Annotated in this window: 16 protein-coding genes; 8 read left to right on the forward strand and 8 right to left on the reverse strand. The window is 63.6% G+C overall.

Features of this window, described 5'->3' with window-relative positions; genetic code table 11:
- Positions 1 to 8 precede the first annotated feature (8 nt).
- The 3 genes from PGC08_RS13910 to sucC all read right to left on the reverse strand — a co-directional run bounded on the left by PGC08_RS13910 (position 9) and on the right by sucC (position 3,457).
- Positions 9 to 1,154 carry a threonine aldolase family protein gene (locus PGC08_RS13910; protein ID WP_271708637.1) on the reverse strand — a complete coding sequence of 382 codons (1,146 nt, stop codon included), beginning with the start codon at positions 1,152 to 1,154 and terminating at the stop codon, positions 9 to 11.
- 218 nt (positions 1,155 to 1,372) lie between these two features.
- Positions 1,373 to 2,269, reverse strand: coding sequence for a succinate--CoA ligase subunit alpha (sucD, locus tag PGC08_RS13915; protein ID WP_009885128.1), 897 nt, complete (start codon positions 2,267 to 2,269; stop codon positions 1,373 to 1,375).
- An 18-nt stretch (positions 2,270 to 2,287) separates the two neighbouring features.
- Complete coding sequence (gene sucC / locus PGC08_RS13920) at positions 2,288 to 3,457, reverse strand: ADP-forming succinate--CoA ligase subunit beta (RefSeq protein WP_009885127.1); 1,170 nt, start codon at positions 3,455 to 3,457, stop codon at positions 2,288 to 2,290.
- 196 nt (positions 3,458 to 3,653) lie between these two features.
- Between sucC and PGC08_RS13925 the strand changes: the two genes are divergently transcribed.
- From PGC08_RS13925 to PGC08_RS13940, 4 genes are all read left to right on the forward strand, one after another.
- On the forward strand, positions 3,654 to 4,148 hold the full coding sequence (locus PGC08_RS13925; protein ID WP_009885126.1) for a MarR family winged helix-turn-helix transcriptional regulator: 495 nt from the start codon (positions 3,654 to 3,656) through the stop codon (positions 4,146 to 4,148).
- Positions 4,149 to 4,243: 95 nt separating this feature from the next.
- The gene (locus PGC08_RS13930) at positions 4,244 to 4,930 is read left to right on the forward strand and encodes a GNAT family N-acetyltransferase (RefSeq protein WP_164514389.1); all 687 of its coding nucleotides are present in this window, start codon (positions 4,244 to 4,246) and stop codon (positions 4,928 to 4,930) included.
- A gap of 160 nt (positions 4,931 to 5,090) precedes the next feature.
- On the forward strand, positions 5,091 to 5,804 hold the full coding sequence (locus PGC08_RS13935) for a hypothetical protein (RefSeq protein ID WP_069600609.1): 714 nt from the start codon (positions 5,091 to 5,093) through the stop codon (positions 5,802 to 5,804).
- A gap of 39 nt (positions 5,805 to 5,843) precedes the next feature.
- Positions 5,844 to 7,025 (forward strand): FAD-dependent monooxygenase, encoded by a 1,182-nt coding sequence (locus PGC08_RS13940; protein ID WP_069600610.1) that lies wholly within the window; start codon positions 5,844 to 5,846, stop codon positions 7,023 to 7,025.
- Positions 7,026 to 7,081: 56 nt separating this feature from the next.
- Here the strand turns inward: PGC08_RS13940 and PGC08_RS13945 are convergent, their stop codons facing one another.
- The 5 genes from PGC08_RS13945 to PGC08_RS13965 all read right to left on the reverse strand — a co-directional run bounded on the left by PGC08_RS13945 (position 7,082) and on the right by PGC08_RS13965 (position 12,353).
- A complete protein-coding gene (locus PGC08_RS13945) occupies positions 7,082 to 7,540 on the reverse strand; it encodes a hypothetical protein (RefSeq protein WP_236850454.1) in 459 nt (152 codons plus the stop codon).
- Entirely contained in the window at positions 7,537 to 8,643 is a 1,107-nt protein-coding gene (locus PGC08_RS13950; RefSeq protein ID WP_096145917.1) for an adenosine deaminase, read from the reverse strand. Before PGC08_RS13950 ends, PGC08_RS13945 begins: the two co-directional genes overlap by 4 nt.
- A gap of 77 nt (positions 8,644 to 8,720) precedes the next feature.
- Complete coding sequence (locus PGC08_RS13955) at positions 8,721 to 9,851, reverse strand: BMP family lipoprotein (RefSeq protein ID WP_069600611.1); 1,131 nt, start codon at positions 9,849 to 9,851, stop codon at positions 8,721 to 8,723.
- Positions 9,852 to 9,908: 57 nt separating this feature from the next.
- Complete coding sequence (locus PGC08_RS13960) at positions 9,909 to 11,135, reverse strand: amidohydrolase (protein WP_085974905.1); 1,227 nt, start codon at positions 11,133 to 11,135, stop codon at positions 9,909 to 9,911.
- Positions 11,136 to 11,237: 102 nt separating this feature from the next.
- Positions 11,238 to 12,353 (reverse strand): mannose-1-phosphate guanylyltransferase, encoded by a 1,116-nt coding sequence (locus PGC08_RS13965; protein WP_101557220.1) that lies wholly within the window; start codon positions 12,351 to 12,353, stop codon positions 11,238 to 11,240.
- A 364-nt stretch (positions 12,354 to 12,717) separates the two neighbouring features.
- On the opposite strand from PGC08_RS13965, the gene sdhC reads away from it, so the two are divergent.
- Genes sdhC through PGC08_RS13985 form a run of 4 tightly spaced genes read left to right on the forward strand, consistent with a single transcriptional unit; the run spans position 12,718 to position 16,117 of the window.
- Complete coding sequence (gene sdhC / locus PGC08_RS13970; protein ID WP_035279682.1) at positions 12,718 to 13,095, forward strand: succinate dehydrogenase, cytochrome b556 subunit; 378 nt, start codon at positions 12,718 to 12,720, stop codon at positions 13,093 to 13,095.
- Between the two features lies 1 nt (position 13,096).
- Entirely contained in the window at positions 13,097 to 13,549 is a 453-nt protein-coding gene (locus PGC08_RS13975; RefSeq protein WP_009885235.1) for a succinate dehydrogenase hydrophobic membrane anchor subunit, read from the forward strand.
- Positions 13,550 to 13,559: 10 nt separating this feature from the next.
- Positions 13,560 to 15,320 carry a succinate dehydrogenase flavoprotein subunit gene (gene sdhA / locus PGC08_RS13980; RefSeq protein ID WP_271708638.1) on the forward strand — a complete coding sequence of 587 codons (1,761 nt, stop codon included), beginning with the start codon at positions 13,560 to 13,562 and terminating at the stop codon, positions 15,318 to 15,320.
- The gene (locus PGC08_RS13985; RefSeq protein WP_271708639.1) at positions 15,320 to 16,117 is read left to right on the forward strand and encodes a succinate dehydrogenase iron-sulfur subunit; all 798 of its coding nucleotides are present in this window, start codon (positions 15,320 to 15,322) and stop codon (positions 16,115 to 16,117) included. Before sdhA ends, PGC08_RS13985 begins: the two co-directional genes overlap by 1 nt.
- Positions 16,118 to 16,205 lie beyond the last annotated feature (88 nt).

Raw genomic sequence — 16,205 nt, forward strand, 5'->3', positions numbered from 1 at the left:
CTCGGCGTTCAGGACTCGACAATGGCCTCGATGAGAGCGTCGACATCCTCGGCTGTGGTGTCGAAGGCACACATGAGGCGCACGACGTTCTCGGCCATGGGCCAGTTCGCGAAGGCGAACTTCTGCCGTGCCCGCGCCGCAACCTCTTCGGGCATGTGCACGAAGACGACGTTGGATTCGGTCTTGGCCACGATCGAAATATCGGGGGCATGGCCGGTGGACACCGCCTCGGCGAGGCCATCTGCCAGCCTCCGGGCCATGGAGTTGGCGTGATTTGCCGAGGTGGACCACAGGTCGCCGTCGTAGAGGGCATTGAGTTGGGCGGAGAGGAAGCGCATCTTCGATGACAGCTGCAGATTCATCTTCCGCAGGAACTTCATCCCCTGGCCGATGTCGGGATTGAGGACGACGATCGCTTCGGCGCCGAGGAGCCCGTTCTTCGTCCCGCCGAGGCTGATGATGTCGACTCCGACGTCGGTGGTAATGGCTCCGAGGCCGGTGCCGAGATAGGCGGCGGCGTTGCCCAATCGGGAGCCGTCGACGTGGAGGATCATGTCTAGACCGTGCGCGATGTCCGCGATGGCACGGATCTCGTCGGGCGTGTACGTCGTTCCCCACTCGGTCGATTGGGAGATGCTCACTGCCAGGGGCTGTGCGTTGTGTTCGTTGCCGCGACCGAGGACGGCACCGTTGATGATCTCGGGCGTCAGTTTGCCGTCTGGAGTTGGGGCACCGATGACTTTGAGTCCGCCGACCTTCTCCGGGGCTCCGGTTTCGTCGTAGTTGATGTGGGCCGATGCGGCGGTGATGACGGCCGCCCAGCGGGGCAGAGCCGACTGCAGTGCCAGCACGTTGGCTCCGGTGCCGTTGAAGACTGCGAACGTCTGGGCGGAGGGACCGAAATGGCCCTTCATGACCTCACCGAAACGCGCAGTCCAGGGATCACCTCCGTAGCCGGGAGTGTGTCCGACATTAGCCTGCGTGATGGCGGTGATGACTTCCGGGTGGGCGCCGGCCCAGTTGTCGGAGCCGAAGTTGCGCGGATGGGCGCCCGGGGAGGTGTCAACGGCCGGTGGGTTGAGGGGCGTCGACTGATCGAGGGGCGTCGTCTGATCGGCCTGTGGGTTCTGGGACAGCGGTGTCTGGTCATTCACATGTTCAGGTTAGCCTCCCGTGCCGACCCCGCACAGTCCGTTCCATAACCACCTGTTGCAATGGGGTGATTTGCTGCTCCCGGTGCGTGACGCATCATTACGTGTGGCGCCGCCCACCCACTTTCCTGCGGACATACAACAGCGCGGTCACAGTGCAGGTGCCCAGCATGTGTGCTGGGCGGTCGCACTGTGACCGCGCTGTGAATGAGTCAGACGACTCAGGCGAGGAGTTCGCGCATGAGGTCAGCGGTCTCGGTCGGAGTCTTGCCGACCTTCACGCCTGCAGCCTCAAGGGCTTCCTTCTTCGCCGCAGCGGTTCCTGAGGAGCCGGAGACGATGGCGCCGGCGTGGCCCATGGTCTTGCCCTCGGGAGCGGTGAAGCCTGCAACGTAGCCGACGACCGGCTTCGTCACGTTGTCCTTGATGTAGGCAGCGGCACGCTCTTCAGCGTCACCACCGATCTCGCCGATCATGACGATGGCTTCGGTCTCGGGGTCATTCTCGAAGGCCTCGAGCGCATCGATGTGCGTGGTGCCGATGACCGGGTCACCACCGATTCCGATGGCGGTGGAGAAGCCGAGGTCACGCAGTTCGTACATCATCTGGTAGGTCAGCGTGCCGGACTTGGAGACCAGTCCGAGCTTGCCCTTCTTGGTGATGTTGGCAGGGATGATGCCTGCCAGCGAAGCCTCTGGCGAGATGATGCCCGGGCAGTTGGGTCCGATGATGCGGGTCGCATTGTCTGCGGCCTGCGCACGAGCCCACACCTCGGCAGCGTCCTGGACTGGAATGCCCTCGGTGATGATGACGAGCAGACCGATCTTGGCGTCGATGGCCTCGATCGCAGCATCCTTGGAGAATGCCGGCGGCACGAAGGCCACGGAGACGTCGGCGCCAGTGGCTTCCATCGCCTCGGAGACGGAGCCGAAGACGGGCAGCTCAACTTCGTTGCCGTCCTTGTCGTTGTGCTTGACGGTGGTGCCGGCCTTGCGGGCGTTGACACCGCCGACGACGTTGGATCCGGCTGCGAGCATGCGCGCAGTGTGCTTGGTTCCTTCGCCGCCGGTGATGCCCTGGACGATGATCTTCGAATCGGAATTCAGGAAGATAGACATTTATGTAAAGACCTTTCCTTACTTGGCAGCAGCCAGTTCGGCGGCCTTGTCGGCTCCACCGTCCATGGTGTCGGTCAGAGTGACGAGTGGGTTCGCGGCTTCCTTGAGGATCGCACGTCCTTCTTCGACGTTGTTTCCGTCGAGGCGGACGACGAGTGGCTTGGTGGCCTGGTCGCCGAGGATCTCGAGAGCCTTGACGATGCCGTCGGCTACAGCGTCACACGCGGTGATTCCGCCGAAGACGTTGACGAAGACTGACTTGACCTGCTCATCGCCGAGGATGACCTCGAGCCCGTTGGCCATGACCTCAGCAGAGGCGCCGCCTCCGATGTCGAGGAAGTTGGCAGGCTTGACGTTGCTGTGCTTCTCACCGGCGTAGGCGACGACGTCGAGGGTCGACATGACGAGTCCGGCACCGTTTCCGATGATTCCGACTTCGCCGTCGAGCTTGACGTAGTTGAGGTCGAGCTTCTTGGCCTTGAGCTCGAGTGGGTTCTCTGCGCTGTCGTCGCGCAGTTCCTCATGCTCGGGCTGACGGAAGTCGGCGTTCTCATCGAGAGACACCTTTCCGTCGAGTGCGATGATGTCACCGGCACCGGTCTTGACCAGTGGGTTGACCTCGACCAGCGATGCGTCTTCCTTCTCGAAGACGGTCCACAGGGACATCAGCACAGGGGCCACTTTAGCGGCGGTGTCTGCGTCGAATCCTGCTTCCTTGGCGATCTCTTCGGCCTTGGCGGCATCGATTCCGTCGATGGCAGAGACTGGGATCTTGGCGAGTGCTTCCGGGCGTTCCTCGGCGAGCTGCTCGATCTCCACTCCGCCTTCCTTGGAGCACATGGCCAAGTAGGTGCGGTTGGACCGGTCGAGGAGAACCGAGAAGTAGTATTCTTCAGCGATGTCTGCACCTTCGGCGATCATCACCTTTTCGGTGATGTGGCCCTTGATGTCGAGACCCAGGATGTCCTTGGCGCGAGCTTCGGCTTCCTCAGGATTCTTCGCAACCTTGACGCCGCCGGCCTTGCCGCGGCCGCCCATCTTGACCTGAGACTTGACGACGACGACTCCGCCGCCAAGATCTTCGGCTGCCTTCTTCGCAGCTTCTGGTGTCGTCGCGACCTGAGCCTTGAGCACGGGCACTCCGTGCTTCTCAAACAGGTCACGTGCTTGATACTCGAAAAGATCCACGTGTATTCCTTCGTTTCTGCTGCGGCGTCTTTTGGCTCCGCAGGTGCGTTGACGGATGCAACAACCATCAACCACTTTATTCCCATACACGCACTTCCATCCAAACGTGCAGGCCAAATCCGTCAATGAGTAAGAAATGTCTCGTGAAAAAGTATCTTTGGCGCAAAGATTCTTGATCTGGACGTAAAATCGGAACATGGACGAGGTTGATCGGATTGTCGCGGCATGGCGCCACGAGCGCCCGGATCTCGACGTGTCCCCGATGGAGATACTCTCCCGAGTCTCCCGCTTGGCCCGCCAACTGGATTTGGCGCGGAAGTCGAGCTTCAGCGACTACGGCATCGAAGGCTGGGCCTTCGACGTGCTCTCGGCCCTGCGCCGCTCTGGTGAGCCCTACCAACTGTCCCCCTCGACTCTGCTGCAGGAGACACTGGTCACCAGCGGCACCATGACCAACCGCATCGATCGCCTGGTCACGGCCGGTTGGGTCGAACGACTGCCCGATCCCGGAGATCGCCGAGGTGTGCTCGTACGGTTGACCGTCGATGGTCGGGCCACCGTCGACTCTGCTCTGGCCGACCTGCTGGTCAAGGAGCGTGAGATCCTCAGCGACCTCACCCCGGCTGGTCGCCGCAAGCTCGCTTCCCTGCTGCGCCAGCTCTCAACCGGCTTCGACGGCGACGAAGACTGAACCGAAGACCAGCTGAGCCGAAGACCACAGGGAAGACCCGAGCGGATCGGGACGAACCGATGGAGGAGTTCAAGGATGAACGAGAAGAGGAGACCATGACCGAGACCAACCTCAACGATTGGGCCGGAGTCGAACCACCTCGGCGGGAGACGATCCACGGCCGCTATGTCGACCTCGAACCCCTCGATGCCGGGCAGCACTCGGATTCGCTCTTCGCGGCCGCGTCCGCAGACGGTTCGGATGAGCGTTTTCGCTACCTGCCGCAGGCGCCGCAGCGTGCGCGCGCAGACTTCGATGAGTGGATGGCTACGGCCTCGCAGTCTCCAGATCCGTTGTTCTTCGCAGTCGTCGACCACAGCACCAAGCGGGCCGAGGGACGCCAGGCGCTGATGCGCATCGATGCGAACAACGGCGTCATCGAGATCGGAAACATCCTGTGGGGACCGGCACTCTCACGCACCCGGGGAGCCACCGAGGCGCTCTTCCTCTTCGCCGATCTTGCCTTTGCCAGCGGATACAGGCGCTTCGAGTGGAAGTGCGATGACGACAACGCTCCGTCGAAGAAGGCTGCGACTCGTTTCGGGTTCACCTTTGAGGGACTGTTCCGACAGCACATGGTCGTGAAGGGCCGCAATCGCGACACCGCCTGGTTCTCCATCATCGACACCGAATGGCCCAGCCTGCGCGCGGCCTATGTGCAGTGGCTCGATGAGGACAACTTCGACGAATCCGGCGCACAGAAGGTCAGCCTGAGCGATCTCATGCCGGCCCGCGACCAGTAGCCGCTGCCCGCAGTGACTGCCGCGCGCAGCAGCTGCTGCGCAGAGCAATCGGGGCCGGGTCAGCGCGTCCACCGGGGCGAGCGCAAGCTCTCGGATTAGGCTGGAATCAAGGCTGGGCTCCTGGCCCGGCACCGCCACGCCGACCACCTTTCGAGGAACCATGCGCATTCGCTCTCTTGCCCTCCTGACCACCGCCGCAGTGCTGGCCACGACGACAGCCTGCGTTCCCACCTCGGAGGAGACCCGTCCCGCACCGCGTCCCTCCGTCAGCGAAGAGGAGGTCACTCCGGTCGAGACTCCTGATGACGCTCCGAAGGTCTCCATCGTCGACTCCTCCCCCGGCGGAGCGAAGGATGCCGATCCACTGTGGCAGGGCCTCGCCGAGGCGGCCGCGAACAAATCCGAGGCCTACCTCAAGGTCTACGTCCACACCGGCAACCCCGACGTTCCCGATTCCGGCGAGGCCACCATCACCGCCGACACCCCGGACAGTGTCAGTGTCACCGTCGATGCCGAGAATGTCGATACCGAGAAGTCGCCCTTCCTGCTCATCCAGGGCACCTTCACCGTTGAGGAGATCGGCGGGTCCGCATACACGCTGAAGGCGGAGAACTCCGATGAGATTTCCGAGCTCAATCCGAAGGGCCCCGATGATGAGGCTCGGTGCACGGCCGATGATGCTCAGGACCGCATCTCCCTGGCTGCTCAGGACCTGGCCGATGATCCCGATAAGCGTGAGGACTTCCGTCAGCAGTGGGGCGCATCTCCGCAGGTCTGGTGGGGCATCCAGAAGACCGCAGACAGTCTCAACCAAGAGGGCGGCGTCGCCGGGGACTTCCTCACCGAAGCCTGCGGGGAGTACCTGCAGCAGTAAGGCAAACACCTCAGATCTCGGATGAGAGGCCCACACCCCATGAGAATCGCGATCGTCGGAGCCGGCATCGGCGGACTCTCAGCCGCCGTGGGCCTGCAGAGGGCTGGCGCACAGGTCACCGTGTTCGAAAAAGCCGCCGAGGTGCGCGCCGGTGGATCGGGGCTGTCGATATTCGCCAATGGGCTCAGGGCACTTGAATCGCTGGGGCTCGGACCTCAACTCGCAACGATCACCGACAAACAGGCCGAATCCTTCGCCGCTGGCCAACGACGACCCGACGGACGCTGGATCGCACGCCTCCCCACCGACAGCGTCGGCGAACTGCGGATCGTCGACCGGGCCGACCTGCATCGGGTGCTCCTCGAAGCCCTCGATGAGGCAACGGTGCGCACCAACGCTGAGGTCACCTCGGCGAGCACTGATGGAACGGTGACGATCGGGTCCGGGACGGAAGCAAACGACCAGGAACACTTTGATCTGGTCATCGGCGCCGATGGGCTCAACAGTCAGGTGAGGGAGTCCGTCGAATCTGGCATCGGAGCACGCTATTCGGGGTATTCGTGTTGGCGCGGGATCACCGAGCGTCCGGTCGATCTGGGTGGAGCCGCTGGTGAGACCGTGGGACGGGGCCTGCGCTTCGGGATTGCGCCGCTCATGGACGGGCGCGTGTACTGGTTCGCGGTTGCGAACATGCCTGAGCACGCGAGCTTCGCGAATGAGAAGGCCACGGTCCGGGACCTGTTCTCCGGCTGGCATGCGCCGATCGCTGAACTCATTGCAACGACACCGGCACCGCGGATCAGGCGCACCGTGATTTCGGACCTCGCCACTCCCCTGTCGACCTACCACCGGGGACACATCGTCCTCCTCGGCGATGCCGCTCATGCGATGACCCCGAACCTGGGACAGGGCGGGGGTCAGGCCCTCGAGGACGCCGCAACGCTGACGGCACTGCTGACGCCGGTGATCACGAAGTCGGGAGACAATGCGGAGGCAACGGAGGCGGGGTCAGCCGTCGACGATCGACTGCGCAGTTATGACCGCCTGCGACGCAAGCGCAGTCAGTCGATTGCCGCGAAGTCACGCGCCCTCGGCGCCGTCTTCCAGATACAGTCCCCGCTGGTGGCGGGACTTCGCGATGCGATCTTCACCGCTGTGCCTTCGAGACTGACGGCTGCTCAGGCAGCCAGTGTGCAGAAGTGGGAACCGCCGAGCACCTGAGCAGACAGGTGTCCGGTGCTAGAGCCGACGACGCCAGCCGCCAGGGACCTGCAACCTCAGCCTTCGAGTGCCCTGTTGTACGCGTCAACGACAGGGGGCAGGAAGTAGCCGAGAAGAACGGCGAGTGCCGTGACCAGGCAGGCCAGGCCGAGCCAGAGCGAGCCGCCGATGACGCTGAAGGCGAAGACGATGACGAGCAGCTCGAAGGCGATCGCTGCGGGTCGAGCCCAGCGGTGCAGCTTCCACGATCCGCGCGCCGCAGCGGCGACTCCGGCGGCGAAGATGAGGAACATGACTGCCAGTCCCAGCAGCGATCCGGCCAGAGGACCGGCGCTGATGGCGGTGAGGATGAAAGACAGGGCGGACCCGAGGAGGGCCAGCACCTGGATCCCGAGCACCACGACGACGACCAGCATCGCTCGTGGGGTGGGAACACCGTGGCCAGCAGGCTGAGTCGAACCACCCGACGGTGCTGCACCGTCGGGTGTGTTCGAACGCTTGTCCCGTGAACTCAAATGTTCACCCGGGCGAATCCTGGGATGAGAATCTCGTCGAGCATGCGCTCGCGCACGTCGAGAGGCAGGAAGGCTGCCGTGACCGCATTGACAGTGGCCCATTCGAGGTCCGTCTGCGTCCAGCCGGCTTCGTCGACGAGCCGACGCATCTCACGCGTGACCGAGGTCGCTGACATCAGCCGGTTGTCCGGGTTGATGGTGACGGCGAAGCCCAGATCTTTGAGTCCGGTGATGGGGTGGGAGGCGATGGTGCCGCCGATGTCGGTCTGCAGGTTGGAGCTGGGGCACAGCTCGAGCGGGATCTGCTGGTCGAGGACCCATGCGGCCAGGCTGCCCAGCTGTCCTTCGCCTTCGACGATGTCCATGTCTTCGACGATGCGAGCGCCGTGACCGATGCGCTGGGCATGGCAGACGGTGAGTGCTTCGTGGATCGAGGCCTTGCCTGCGGCTTCCCCAGCGTGGATCGTCACGGGCACGTATGCCTGGTGGAGTGCGTTGAATGCCGACAGGTGCGCCGAGGGTGGGAAGCCGTTCTCGGGACCGGCGATGTCGAAGCCGACGACTCCGGACTCAGACCCCTTCTCACGGTGCCGGATGGCCAGTTCGGCAATCGCCATCGAGTTGTCGGCCTGGCGCATGGCGGTGATGATCTGGCCGACGCGGATGAACTTGCCATCGGAGGAGGCTTCGATGACTCCGGCCTCGAGTCCCTGCTGGACGGCGTCGACGACCTCGTCGAGTTCGAGTCCGCCTTCCAGGTGCTGTTCGGGAGCCCAGCGGGCCTCGGCGTAGAACACACCGTCGGCCACCTGGTCGAGGACCCATTCCTTGGCCACCCGCATCAGGCCCTCACGGCTCTGCATCACGGCAACCGTGTGCGAGAAGGTCTCGAGGTAGCGGACCAGGTCACCGGAGCTGGCGGAATCGTAGTACCACTGAGCCAGCGCCTCCGGTTCGGTGGCGGGCAGTTCATGACCGATCGAGGCGGCCAGTTCGATCAGTGTGGCGGGGCGCAGGCCACCGTCGAGGTGATCATGGAGGGAGACTTTGGGCAACTGCAGGATCGGGTCGTCTTCTGCGACTCCGGCGGGATTATTCAACACCCGCACAGCTTATCGGATCAGGGTGCGAGAAGGATGGAAGAATCCACCAGCTCAGAACTTCCGTTCAGGACTTCCGTTCAGGACTTCTCAGGATCGATGTCCCCGCTCTTGATCCTCTCCCGCAGATCGGTGATGCTGCGGCCGGCGTCGGAGACGCGGCTGAGGAACCCGTCTTCGGCGGAGATCCCCACCCCACCGTTATCGATCGTGCCCTTGTAGTGCTTGTCGGTGATGAGGAATCCGCCCATGTCAGCGGGTTCGTCCTTCGACGCCTCGGCGACCTCGTCGGGGTTCCTGCTCTGCGGCCATTCGGCGAACATGCTGCGCAGTCCCCGACGGATGTTCGGCTCGATGGTTGCGATGATGGTGTCGCTGAAGGCCCCGGATGCTCCGTACCAGATGACCTTCGGCAGGGCCTTCTCCTCCGCGCCTTCTTCTTTGGGCTCTTGGGTGCGCTGGGCCGCCATCTCCTCGGTCGACGCGGTGGCCACGCCCATTGCCGCCGCCGATCCGAAGGGCACGAGCACATCGACATCCGAGCCATAGGCCGATTCGAAGAACTTCCGTCCCTCATCGCTGGTGTCGGCCACGGTCCGGTCGTCGACCGCAGACTCGCGGTAGGACTTCACGTTCTCGACATCTTCGTCGGCCTCGTCGTTGTAGAGTGCGACTCCGGCATCGAAGGCGTTGAGGATCTTCTTCGCCTGCGGGAACCCCTGCGAGACGAGCGCGCCGACTTCACCGGTTTCGCTCGCGGTCGCTGCGATGTAGCCGGCGATGAAGGCCGGAGGAACCAGGTCGAAATCGATGCTGAGCACATTGTCCGGGAAGTCCTCGTGCCCGCTTGCCACTCCGAGGAAGACGTCGTCCGGATTGGACTTGGCATGGTCGCTGAGTTCGTCGGCCCCGCCGGGTCCCAGCACCGTCGTCAGTGCGCAGTCCTGGTCCTTCATCCTCGTCAGAGCCGCCGAGGTGGCCGATGAGTTGGTCACCCGCTGGCTCGATGTCGCGGAGAACAGTCCCGCCGACCGCGCCAGTTCCGTCTCTGCCAGGGTCAGTGCCCCGGCGGAGTGATCGTCGAATCCGGCAGGAGCCGAGATCATGCATCCGAGTGTTTCTTCCTCGACGGGTTCGGGTGTCGACATCGAGCACGCGCTCAGGGCCACCAGGCTCAACGCACTGAAGCCGGCGCCCAGCACCGTGCTCATGACCTTTACTCTCATGTCTCCAAGATTATCGGTTCTGCCTGAGTCCCCGGTACGGCATCAGTCTCGCTGCAGGACCTTCAGTGCGGTCGCGGTGAAGATGCGGGCAGCGATCTCAACGCTGTCCTCATCGATGAGGAGATCACCCTGGTGGATGTCGTACGTCTTTCCCCCCGGAGTGCGGGTGCCCATGCGCACGAGCGCTCCAGGGCAGTGGGTGAGGTACCAGGCGAAGTCCTCTCCGCCCATGGACTGCGGGGTCAGCTGGACGGAGTTCTCGCCGAGCTCTCCGCGCACGGCGGATTCGATGAGGGCGACCTGGTCTTCGGTGTTGACCACCGGCGGCACACCTCGGCGATGGTCGAGGTCGACGGTGACTCCGTACGGGCCGGCGATGCGCTCGACCAGCTCCGGCAGCACCTCGGCGACCTGATTCCAGCCGTCGACGTCGAGGCAGCGCAGGGTTCCGCGCAGGATGCCTTCGCTGGGGACGACATTCGCCGCGTGGCCGGCGCTGATCTCGCCCCAGACGAGGGAGATCGCGTGGCGCGGGTCGATGAGGCGGCCCAGCGTCGAGGGCAGGTCTGTGGCGAGTTTGCCCAAGGCGTAGACGAGATCCTCGGTCAGGTGGGGTCGTGAGGTGTGTCCGCCATGACCGGAGAGGCGGATGATGACGGTGTCGCCGGCGGCGGTGATGGCCCCGATGCGGGAGCCGATCTTGCCGACGTCGACATTCGGGTCGCAGTGGAGGGCGTAGACCTCGGGAACGTCGTCGAGGACGCCCTGGGAGATGACGCGCAGAGCACCGCCCGGGGTGACTTCCTCACCGGGCTGGAAGATCAGCCGCACACGCCCGCCGAGTCCGCCGGGAGTGGATTCGTGGAGTCGCTGCAAGGCGATGGCTGCGCCGACGAGGCCGGTCAGGTGCACATCGTGGCCGCAGGCGTGGGCGACGCCGGGCACCGTTGAGGCGAAGTCCTCGTCAATGAGGTCGTCGATGGGCAGCGCATCGATGTCGGCGCGCAGTCCCAGTGCCAGCGGTCCTTCACCGACCTCGCACACGACACCGGTGCTCTCAAGGCGCCGAGGTGACAGACCGGCCGCTTCGAGGCGTGCGACGATCTTGTCGGTGGTGCCGAACTCCTGAAAGGACAGTTCCGGGTGTGCGTGGACATCGCGGCGGAAATCGATGAGTTCGGCACCGATCTCAGCAATGGTCGAGCTGATCACGTCTGGTCCTTCTGGGGGCGCGACGCCGGCGAGGCGCGGTTCGGATATCTGAGACATTGACTGCAATGCTAAGCACTCCGCGTCACATTTGGGCGCACTGCGACCAATTTCGACACACTCCGCAGACGCCTCTCCTCACACTGCAAGATGCGTGCGTTCCTACAGCAGGTCCTCGAGTCCGCGTTCACCTGCGGCCGAGACCGCCTTCTTCACATCCTGAGCATGGGACCGCGAGGTGATGAGCAGGACGTCCTCGGTGTCGACGACGACGAGGTCATCGAGGCCGACGATCGCGACCGTGCGCGGCTGCTTGGATTCGGAGAAGACGACACCGGAGGCGTCGATTTCGAGGAGGTCGCAGTTCTGACCGATCGAGATGACCCCGGCAGGTTCTCCCGCCACCGGCTGGCGCAGACGGGCCACGGAGTCGAAGTCGCCGACGTCATCCCAGCCGAAGTCGCCGGGGATGACGATGACTCGTCCGGCCGCGGCAGCGGGTTCGGCCACGACGTAGTCGATGGCGCGCTTCTCCAACCCGGGCCACACCTCGGCGAGCACCTGTGCCTGGGCATCGGTCCCCCAGGCCTCGGCGATCCTCGACAAACCCGCGAACAGTGTCGGGTCCTCGGTCTCAAGGACCTCGAGGAGGGCTGCGGCCTTGGCGATGAACATGCCGGCGTTCCAGCGGTAGCGACCGGAGTTGACGTAGGCACGTGCCGTGCTCGCGGCCGGCTTCTCGGCGAAGGCCAGGGCCCGGCGGGCAGTCGGTGCGCCTTTGAGCCCCAGCAGATCACCGGTTTCGATGTAGCCGTAGGCGGTGGCAGGGTTGCGGGGCATAATGCCGACGGTGACGATGTCGCCGGTCTCTGCGGCGACGCAGGCCTGGTCGATGACCAGCCGGAACTCGTCGACGTTGGTGATCGAATGGTCGGCGGAGAATGAGCCGACGATCGCGTCCGGGTCTTCCTTCGCAATGAGCATGGTGGCCAGACCGATCGCGGCAGCGGAGTCCTTCGGGGAGGGCTCGGCGAGGATGTTGTCCACCGAGATCTCGGGAAGCTGCTCGGCCACCTGGTCGCGGTGGTTCTGCCCGGTCACGACCCAGACCTTCTCGGTGCCCACGAGCGGGGCGACTCGATCCCAGGTGGACTGGATCAGACTCCGGCCCGTACCCAGGACGTCGTGGAGGAACTTCGGCGATGCCTTGCGTGAGAGCGGCCAGAGCCTGGTTCCGGATCCGCCGGCGGGGATGATGGCGTGGAAGTGTGTGTTCACATCATCAGTGTCTCAAAGTTCGGTCACGCTCTGACCGATGTTGTCCGCCGTGTCGGGGTGAGGAGAACCGGAATTCTCGATCCTGGGTTCGACATCTGATACATCAGCTGCACTTCCACGTTCAGCCCGCACCCGCCTCGGCGTGGGAACCGACTCACCAGGTCAGCCCGGCGAAGCGATTCTTTAGGGCATATGATTGTTCTGTAATTGAAAATCGTCGTATCTCGACATCGCGACTATGAGGGAACTGCCAGGAAGTTAATGTGATCCACCACGCTCAGGCGTGGCTCAACTGGCAACCAGGCGGCGTTCGGCGTAGTTTCTTGATGTACACAGTCGATTAATCCAAGATGGAGGATGCTCCGTGGCCAAAGCGTCTACGGGCACTCTGTACCGAGGAAATGAAGGAATGTGGTCCTGGGTCGCGCATCGCGTCACAGGCGTCGGAATCTTCTTCTTCCTGCTGGTCCACGTGCTCGATACTGCACTCGTCCGCGTCTCACCCGAGGCCTACAACGCCGTGATCGGAACGTATAAGACACCGTTCATGGCCATCGGCGAGATCGCTCTCGTTGCCGCAATCGCATTCCATGCGTTCAACGGTCTTCGCGTAATTCTCGTTGACTTCTCGAAGAGTGGACCGAAAAATCAGAAGAAGCTGTTCTGGGGAGTCATCGTCGTATGGCTCATCATCATGATCGCCTTCATCCCCCGCCAGCTGATGCACACGTTCGGAGGATGACATGAGCACAACATCGATCCCGGCTCCGCGCACCGGCTACTCGCGCCACAAATCAACACGGTCGAAGTTCGAGATGTTCGCATGGCTGTTCATGCGCATCTCGGGCGTCGTCCTCGTCATCCTCATCTTCGGCCACCTGTTCGTGAACCTGTGGGCCGGCGAAGGCGTCCAGGCCATCGACTTCGGGTTCGTGGCCGGCAAGTGGGCCAGCCCGTTCTGGCAGATCTGGGACCTGCTGATGCTGTGGCTGGCTATGCTGCACGGCACCAACGGTCTGCGCACCATCATCATGGACTATGCCGAGAAGCCCGGCACCAGGATGGCTCTCCAGGTGATCCTCTACATCGCCTCGATCATCGTCATCGTGCTCGGCACGCTCGTCATCTTCACATTCGATCCCTGCCCGGCCGGAGCCGACCCCGCATTGCTGGCGTCGTTCTGCTCGGCCGCATAGAAGGAGAAACATGCAGGTACATCAATACGACGTTGTCATCGTCGGTGCCGGTGGCGCCGGGATGCGCGCAGCGATCGAATCGGGCCAGCGTGCCCGGACCGCAGTCCTGACCAAGCTCTACCCGACCCGTTCGCACACAGGTGCCGCCCAGGGCGGCATGTGCGCCGCACTGGCGAACGTGGAAGAGGACAACTGGGAATGGCACACCTTCGACACCGTCAAGGGCGGTGACTACCTGGTCGACCAGGATGCCGCCGAGGTGATGGCGAAGGAAGCCATCGACGCCGTTCTCGATCTCGAGAAGATGGGGCTGCCCTTCAACAGGACCCCAGAAGGCAAGATCGACCAGCGTCGCTTCGGCGGTCACACCCGTGACCACGGCAAGTCCCCGGTCCGTCGCTCCTGCTACGCAGCCGACCGCACCGGCCACATGATCCTCCAGACTCTGTACCAGAACTGCGTCAAGCACGGCGTCGAGTTCTACAACGAGTTCTACGTCCTCGACCTGGCCATGACCGAGGTCGACGGGGTCCGCCGTCCGGCTGGCGTCGTCGCCTACGAACTGGCTACAGGCGAGATCCACCTGTTCCAGGCCAAGTCGGTCGTCTTCGCAACCGGCGGCGTGGGCAAGGTCTTCAAGACCACCTCGAACGCCCACACCCTCACCGGTGACGGCATGGCCGTGGCCTACAACCGGGGCATCCCGCTTGAGGACATGGAGTTCTTCCAGTTCCACCCGACCGGCCTGGCCGGTCTGGGCATCCTGCTCTCCGAGGCAGCCCGTGGCGAGGGCGCTATCCTGCGCAACTCCGACGGTGAGCGCTTCATGGAACGCTACGCCCCGACGATCAAGGACCTCGCTCCTCGTGACATCGTGGCCCGTTCCATGGCCAACGAGGTTCGTGAGGGCCGCGGCTGCGGTCCGAACAAGGACTACGTCCTGCTCGACCTCACCCACCTCGAGCCTGCGCACATCGATGCCAAGCTGCCCGACATCACCGAGTTCGCTCGCACCTACCTCGGTGTGGAGCCCTACACGGAGCCGGTGCCGGTCTTCCCGACCGCGCACTACGCCATGGGCGGCATTCCGACCAACATCGGTGCCGAGGTGCTGGCAGACAACGACACCGTCATCCCCGGCCTCTACGCCGCCGGTGAGGTTGCCTGCGTGTCCGTGCACGGTTCGAACCGTCTGGGCACGAACTCGCTGCTCGACATCAACGTCTTCGGCAAGCGCGCCGGCATCGCCGCCGCGGAGTACTCGAAGACCGCTGACTTCGTCGAACTGCCCGAGGCTGCCGAGAACGACACCGTCGCACTGCTCGAGAAGATGCGGACCTCAGACGGCACCGAACGCATCGGCGCCATCCGCAAGGATCTGCAGGAGCTCATGGACGCCAACGTCCAGGTTTTCCGCACGGACGAGACTCTGCGTGAAGCGCTCGACGAGATCGCGAAACTGCGTGAACGTTACAACAACGTCGGCATTCAGGATCGCGGCAAGCGCTTCAACCTCGACCTCCTCGAGGCCGTCGAGCTGAACTTCCTGCTCGAACTCGCCGAGGTCATCTCCGTCGCCGCCATCCACCGCAAGGAATCACGCGGTGGGCACTTCCGAGAAGACTTCCCGGACCGTGACGACGAGGGATTCATGCACCACACGATGACCTACCTCGATCCTGATTCCGAGACCGACGGCATCAAGGGCATGCGTCTGGAGACGAAGCCCGTCATCGTCACCCGTTACCAGCCGATGGAGCGTAAGTACTGATGAGCACCGATACCTCAACCGAAACCCCGGAACCAGCCTCAAAGATCGACCTGCCCGACCACGTGGCAGGCGACAGCGGTTCGATCCCGTCGTTCGACTGCACCTTCAAGATCGCACGCTTCGACCCCGAACAGGACGAAGAGGCGCACTGGGAGGAATACAAGGTCACCATGTACGGCACCGACCGTGTCCTGGACGCCCTGCACAAGATCAAGTGGGAAGACGACGGTTCGCTGTCCTTCCGCCGCTCCTGTGCCCACGGCGTGTGCGGCTCCGATGCCATGCGCATCAACGGCCGCAACCGTCTGGCCTGCAAGACCCTGCTGAAGGATCTTGACACCTCCAAGACGATCACTGTCGAAGCGATCAAGGGTCTGCCTCTGGAGAAGGACCTCATCGTCGACATGGAGCCGTTCTTCCAGTCCTACCGTGAGGTCATGCCGTTCCTCATCACCTCCGGTCACGAGCCGACGCGTGAACGTCTGCAGTCGGCCGAGCAGCGTGAGGCCTTCGACGACACCACCAAGTGCATCCTCTGCGCTGCGTGCACCTCGTCGTGCCCCGTGTTCTGGACCGATGGCCAGTACTTCGGACCGGCAGCCATCGTCAACGCGCACCGTTTCATCTTCGATTCGCGTGACGAGGGCGGAGACATGCGCCTGGAGATCCTCAACGACAAGGAAGGCGTGTGGCGCTGCCGCACCACCTTCAACTGCACCGAGGCCTGCCCTCGTGGCATCGAAATCACCAAGGCCATCGCCGAGGTGAAGCAGGCAGTCCTGCAGCGCGCATTCTGATCTGACGATCACCATCGCCGAGGCGGCCGTGCACTTTTCGTGCACGGCCGCCTTTCGCGTTCCCTGGGGCGGGTGGGGCGGCGCAAGC

Origin of the sequence: Brevibacterium sp. BDJS002 (genome assembly GCF_028201555.1) — a bacterium.
GTDB lineage: Bacteria > Actinomycetota > Actinomycetes > Actinomycetales > Brevibacteriaceae > Brevibacterium > Brevibacterium aurantiacum.

Excerpts from the sequence above, each read along its gene's own strand:
- PGC08_RS13925 (WP_009885126.1), top strand. The coding sequence starts at position 3,654 with ATGGACGAGGTTGATCGGATTGTCGCGGCATGGCGCCACGAGCGCCCG.
- sdhA (WP_271708638.1), top strand. The coding sequence starts at position 13,560 with ATGCAGGTACATCAATACGACGTTGTCATCGTCGGTGCCGGTGGCGCC.
- PGC08_RS13960 (WP_085974905.1), bottom strand. The coding sequence starts at position 11,135 with ATGTCTCAGATATCCGAACCGCGCCTCGCCGGCGTCGCGCCCCCAGAA.
- sucD (WP_009885128.1), bottom strand. The coding sequence starts at position 2,269 with ATGTCTATCTTCCTGAATTCCGATTCGAAGATCATCGTCCAGGGCATC.
- PGC08_RS13985 (WP_271708639.1), top strand. The coding sequence starts at position 15,320 with ATGAGCACCGATACCTCAACCGAAACCCCGGAACCAGCCTCAAAGATC.
- PGC08_RS13930 (WP_164514389.1), top strand. The coding sequence starts at position 4,244 with ATGACCGAGACCAACCTCAACGATTGGGCCGGAGTCGAACCACCTCGG.
- PGC08_RS13975 (WP_009885235.1), top strand. The coding sequence starts at position 13,097 with ATGAGCACAACATCGATCCCGGCTCCGCGCACCGGCTACTCGCGCCAC.
- PGC08_RS13955 (WP_069600611.1), bottom strand. The coding sequence starts at position 9,851 with ATGAGCACGGTGCTGGGCGCCGGCTTCAGTGCGTTGAGCCTGGTGGCC.
- PGC08_RS13935 (WP_069600609.1), top strand. The coding sequence starts at position 5,091 with ATGCGCATTCGCTCTCTTGCCCTCCTGACCACCGCCGCAGTGCTGGCC.
- PGC08_RS13940 (WP_069600610.1), top strand. The coding sequence starts at position 5,844 with ATGAGAATCGCGATCGTCGGAGCCGGCATCGGCGGACTCTCAGCCGCC.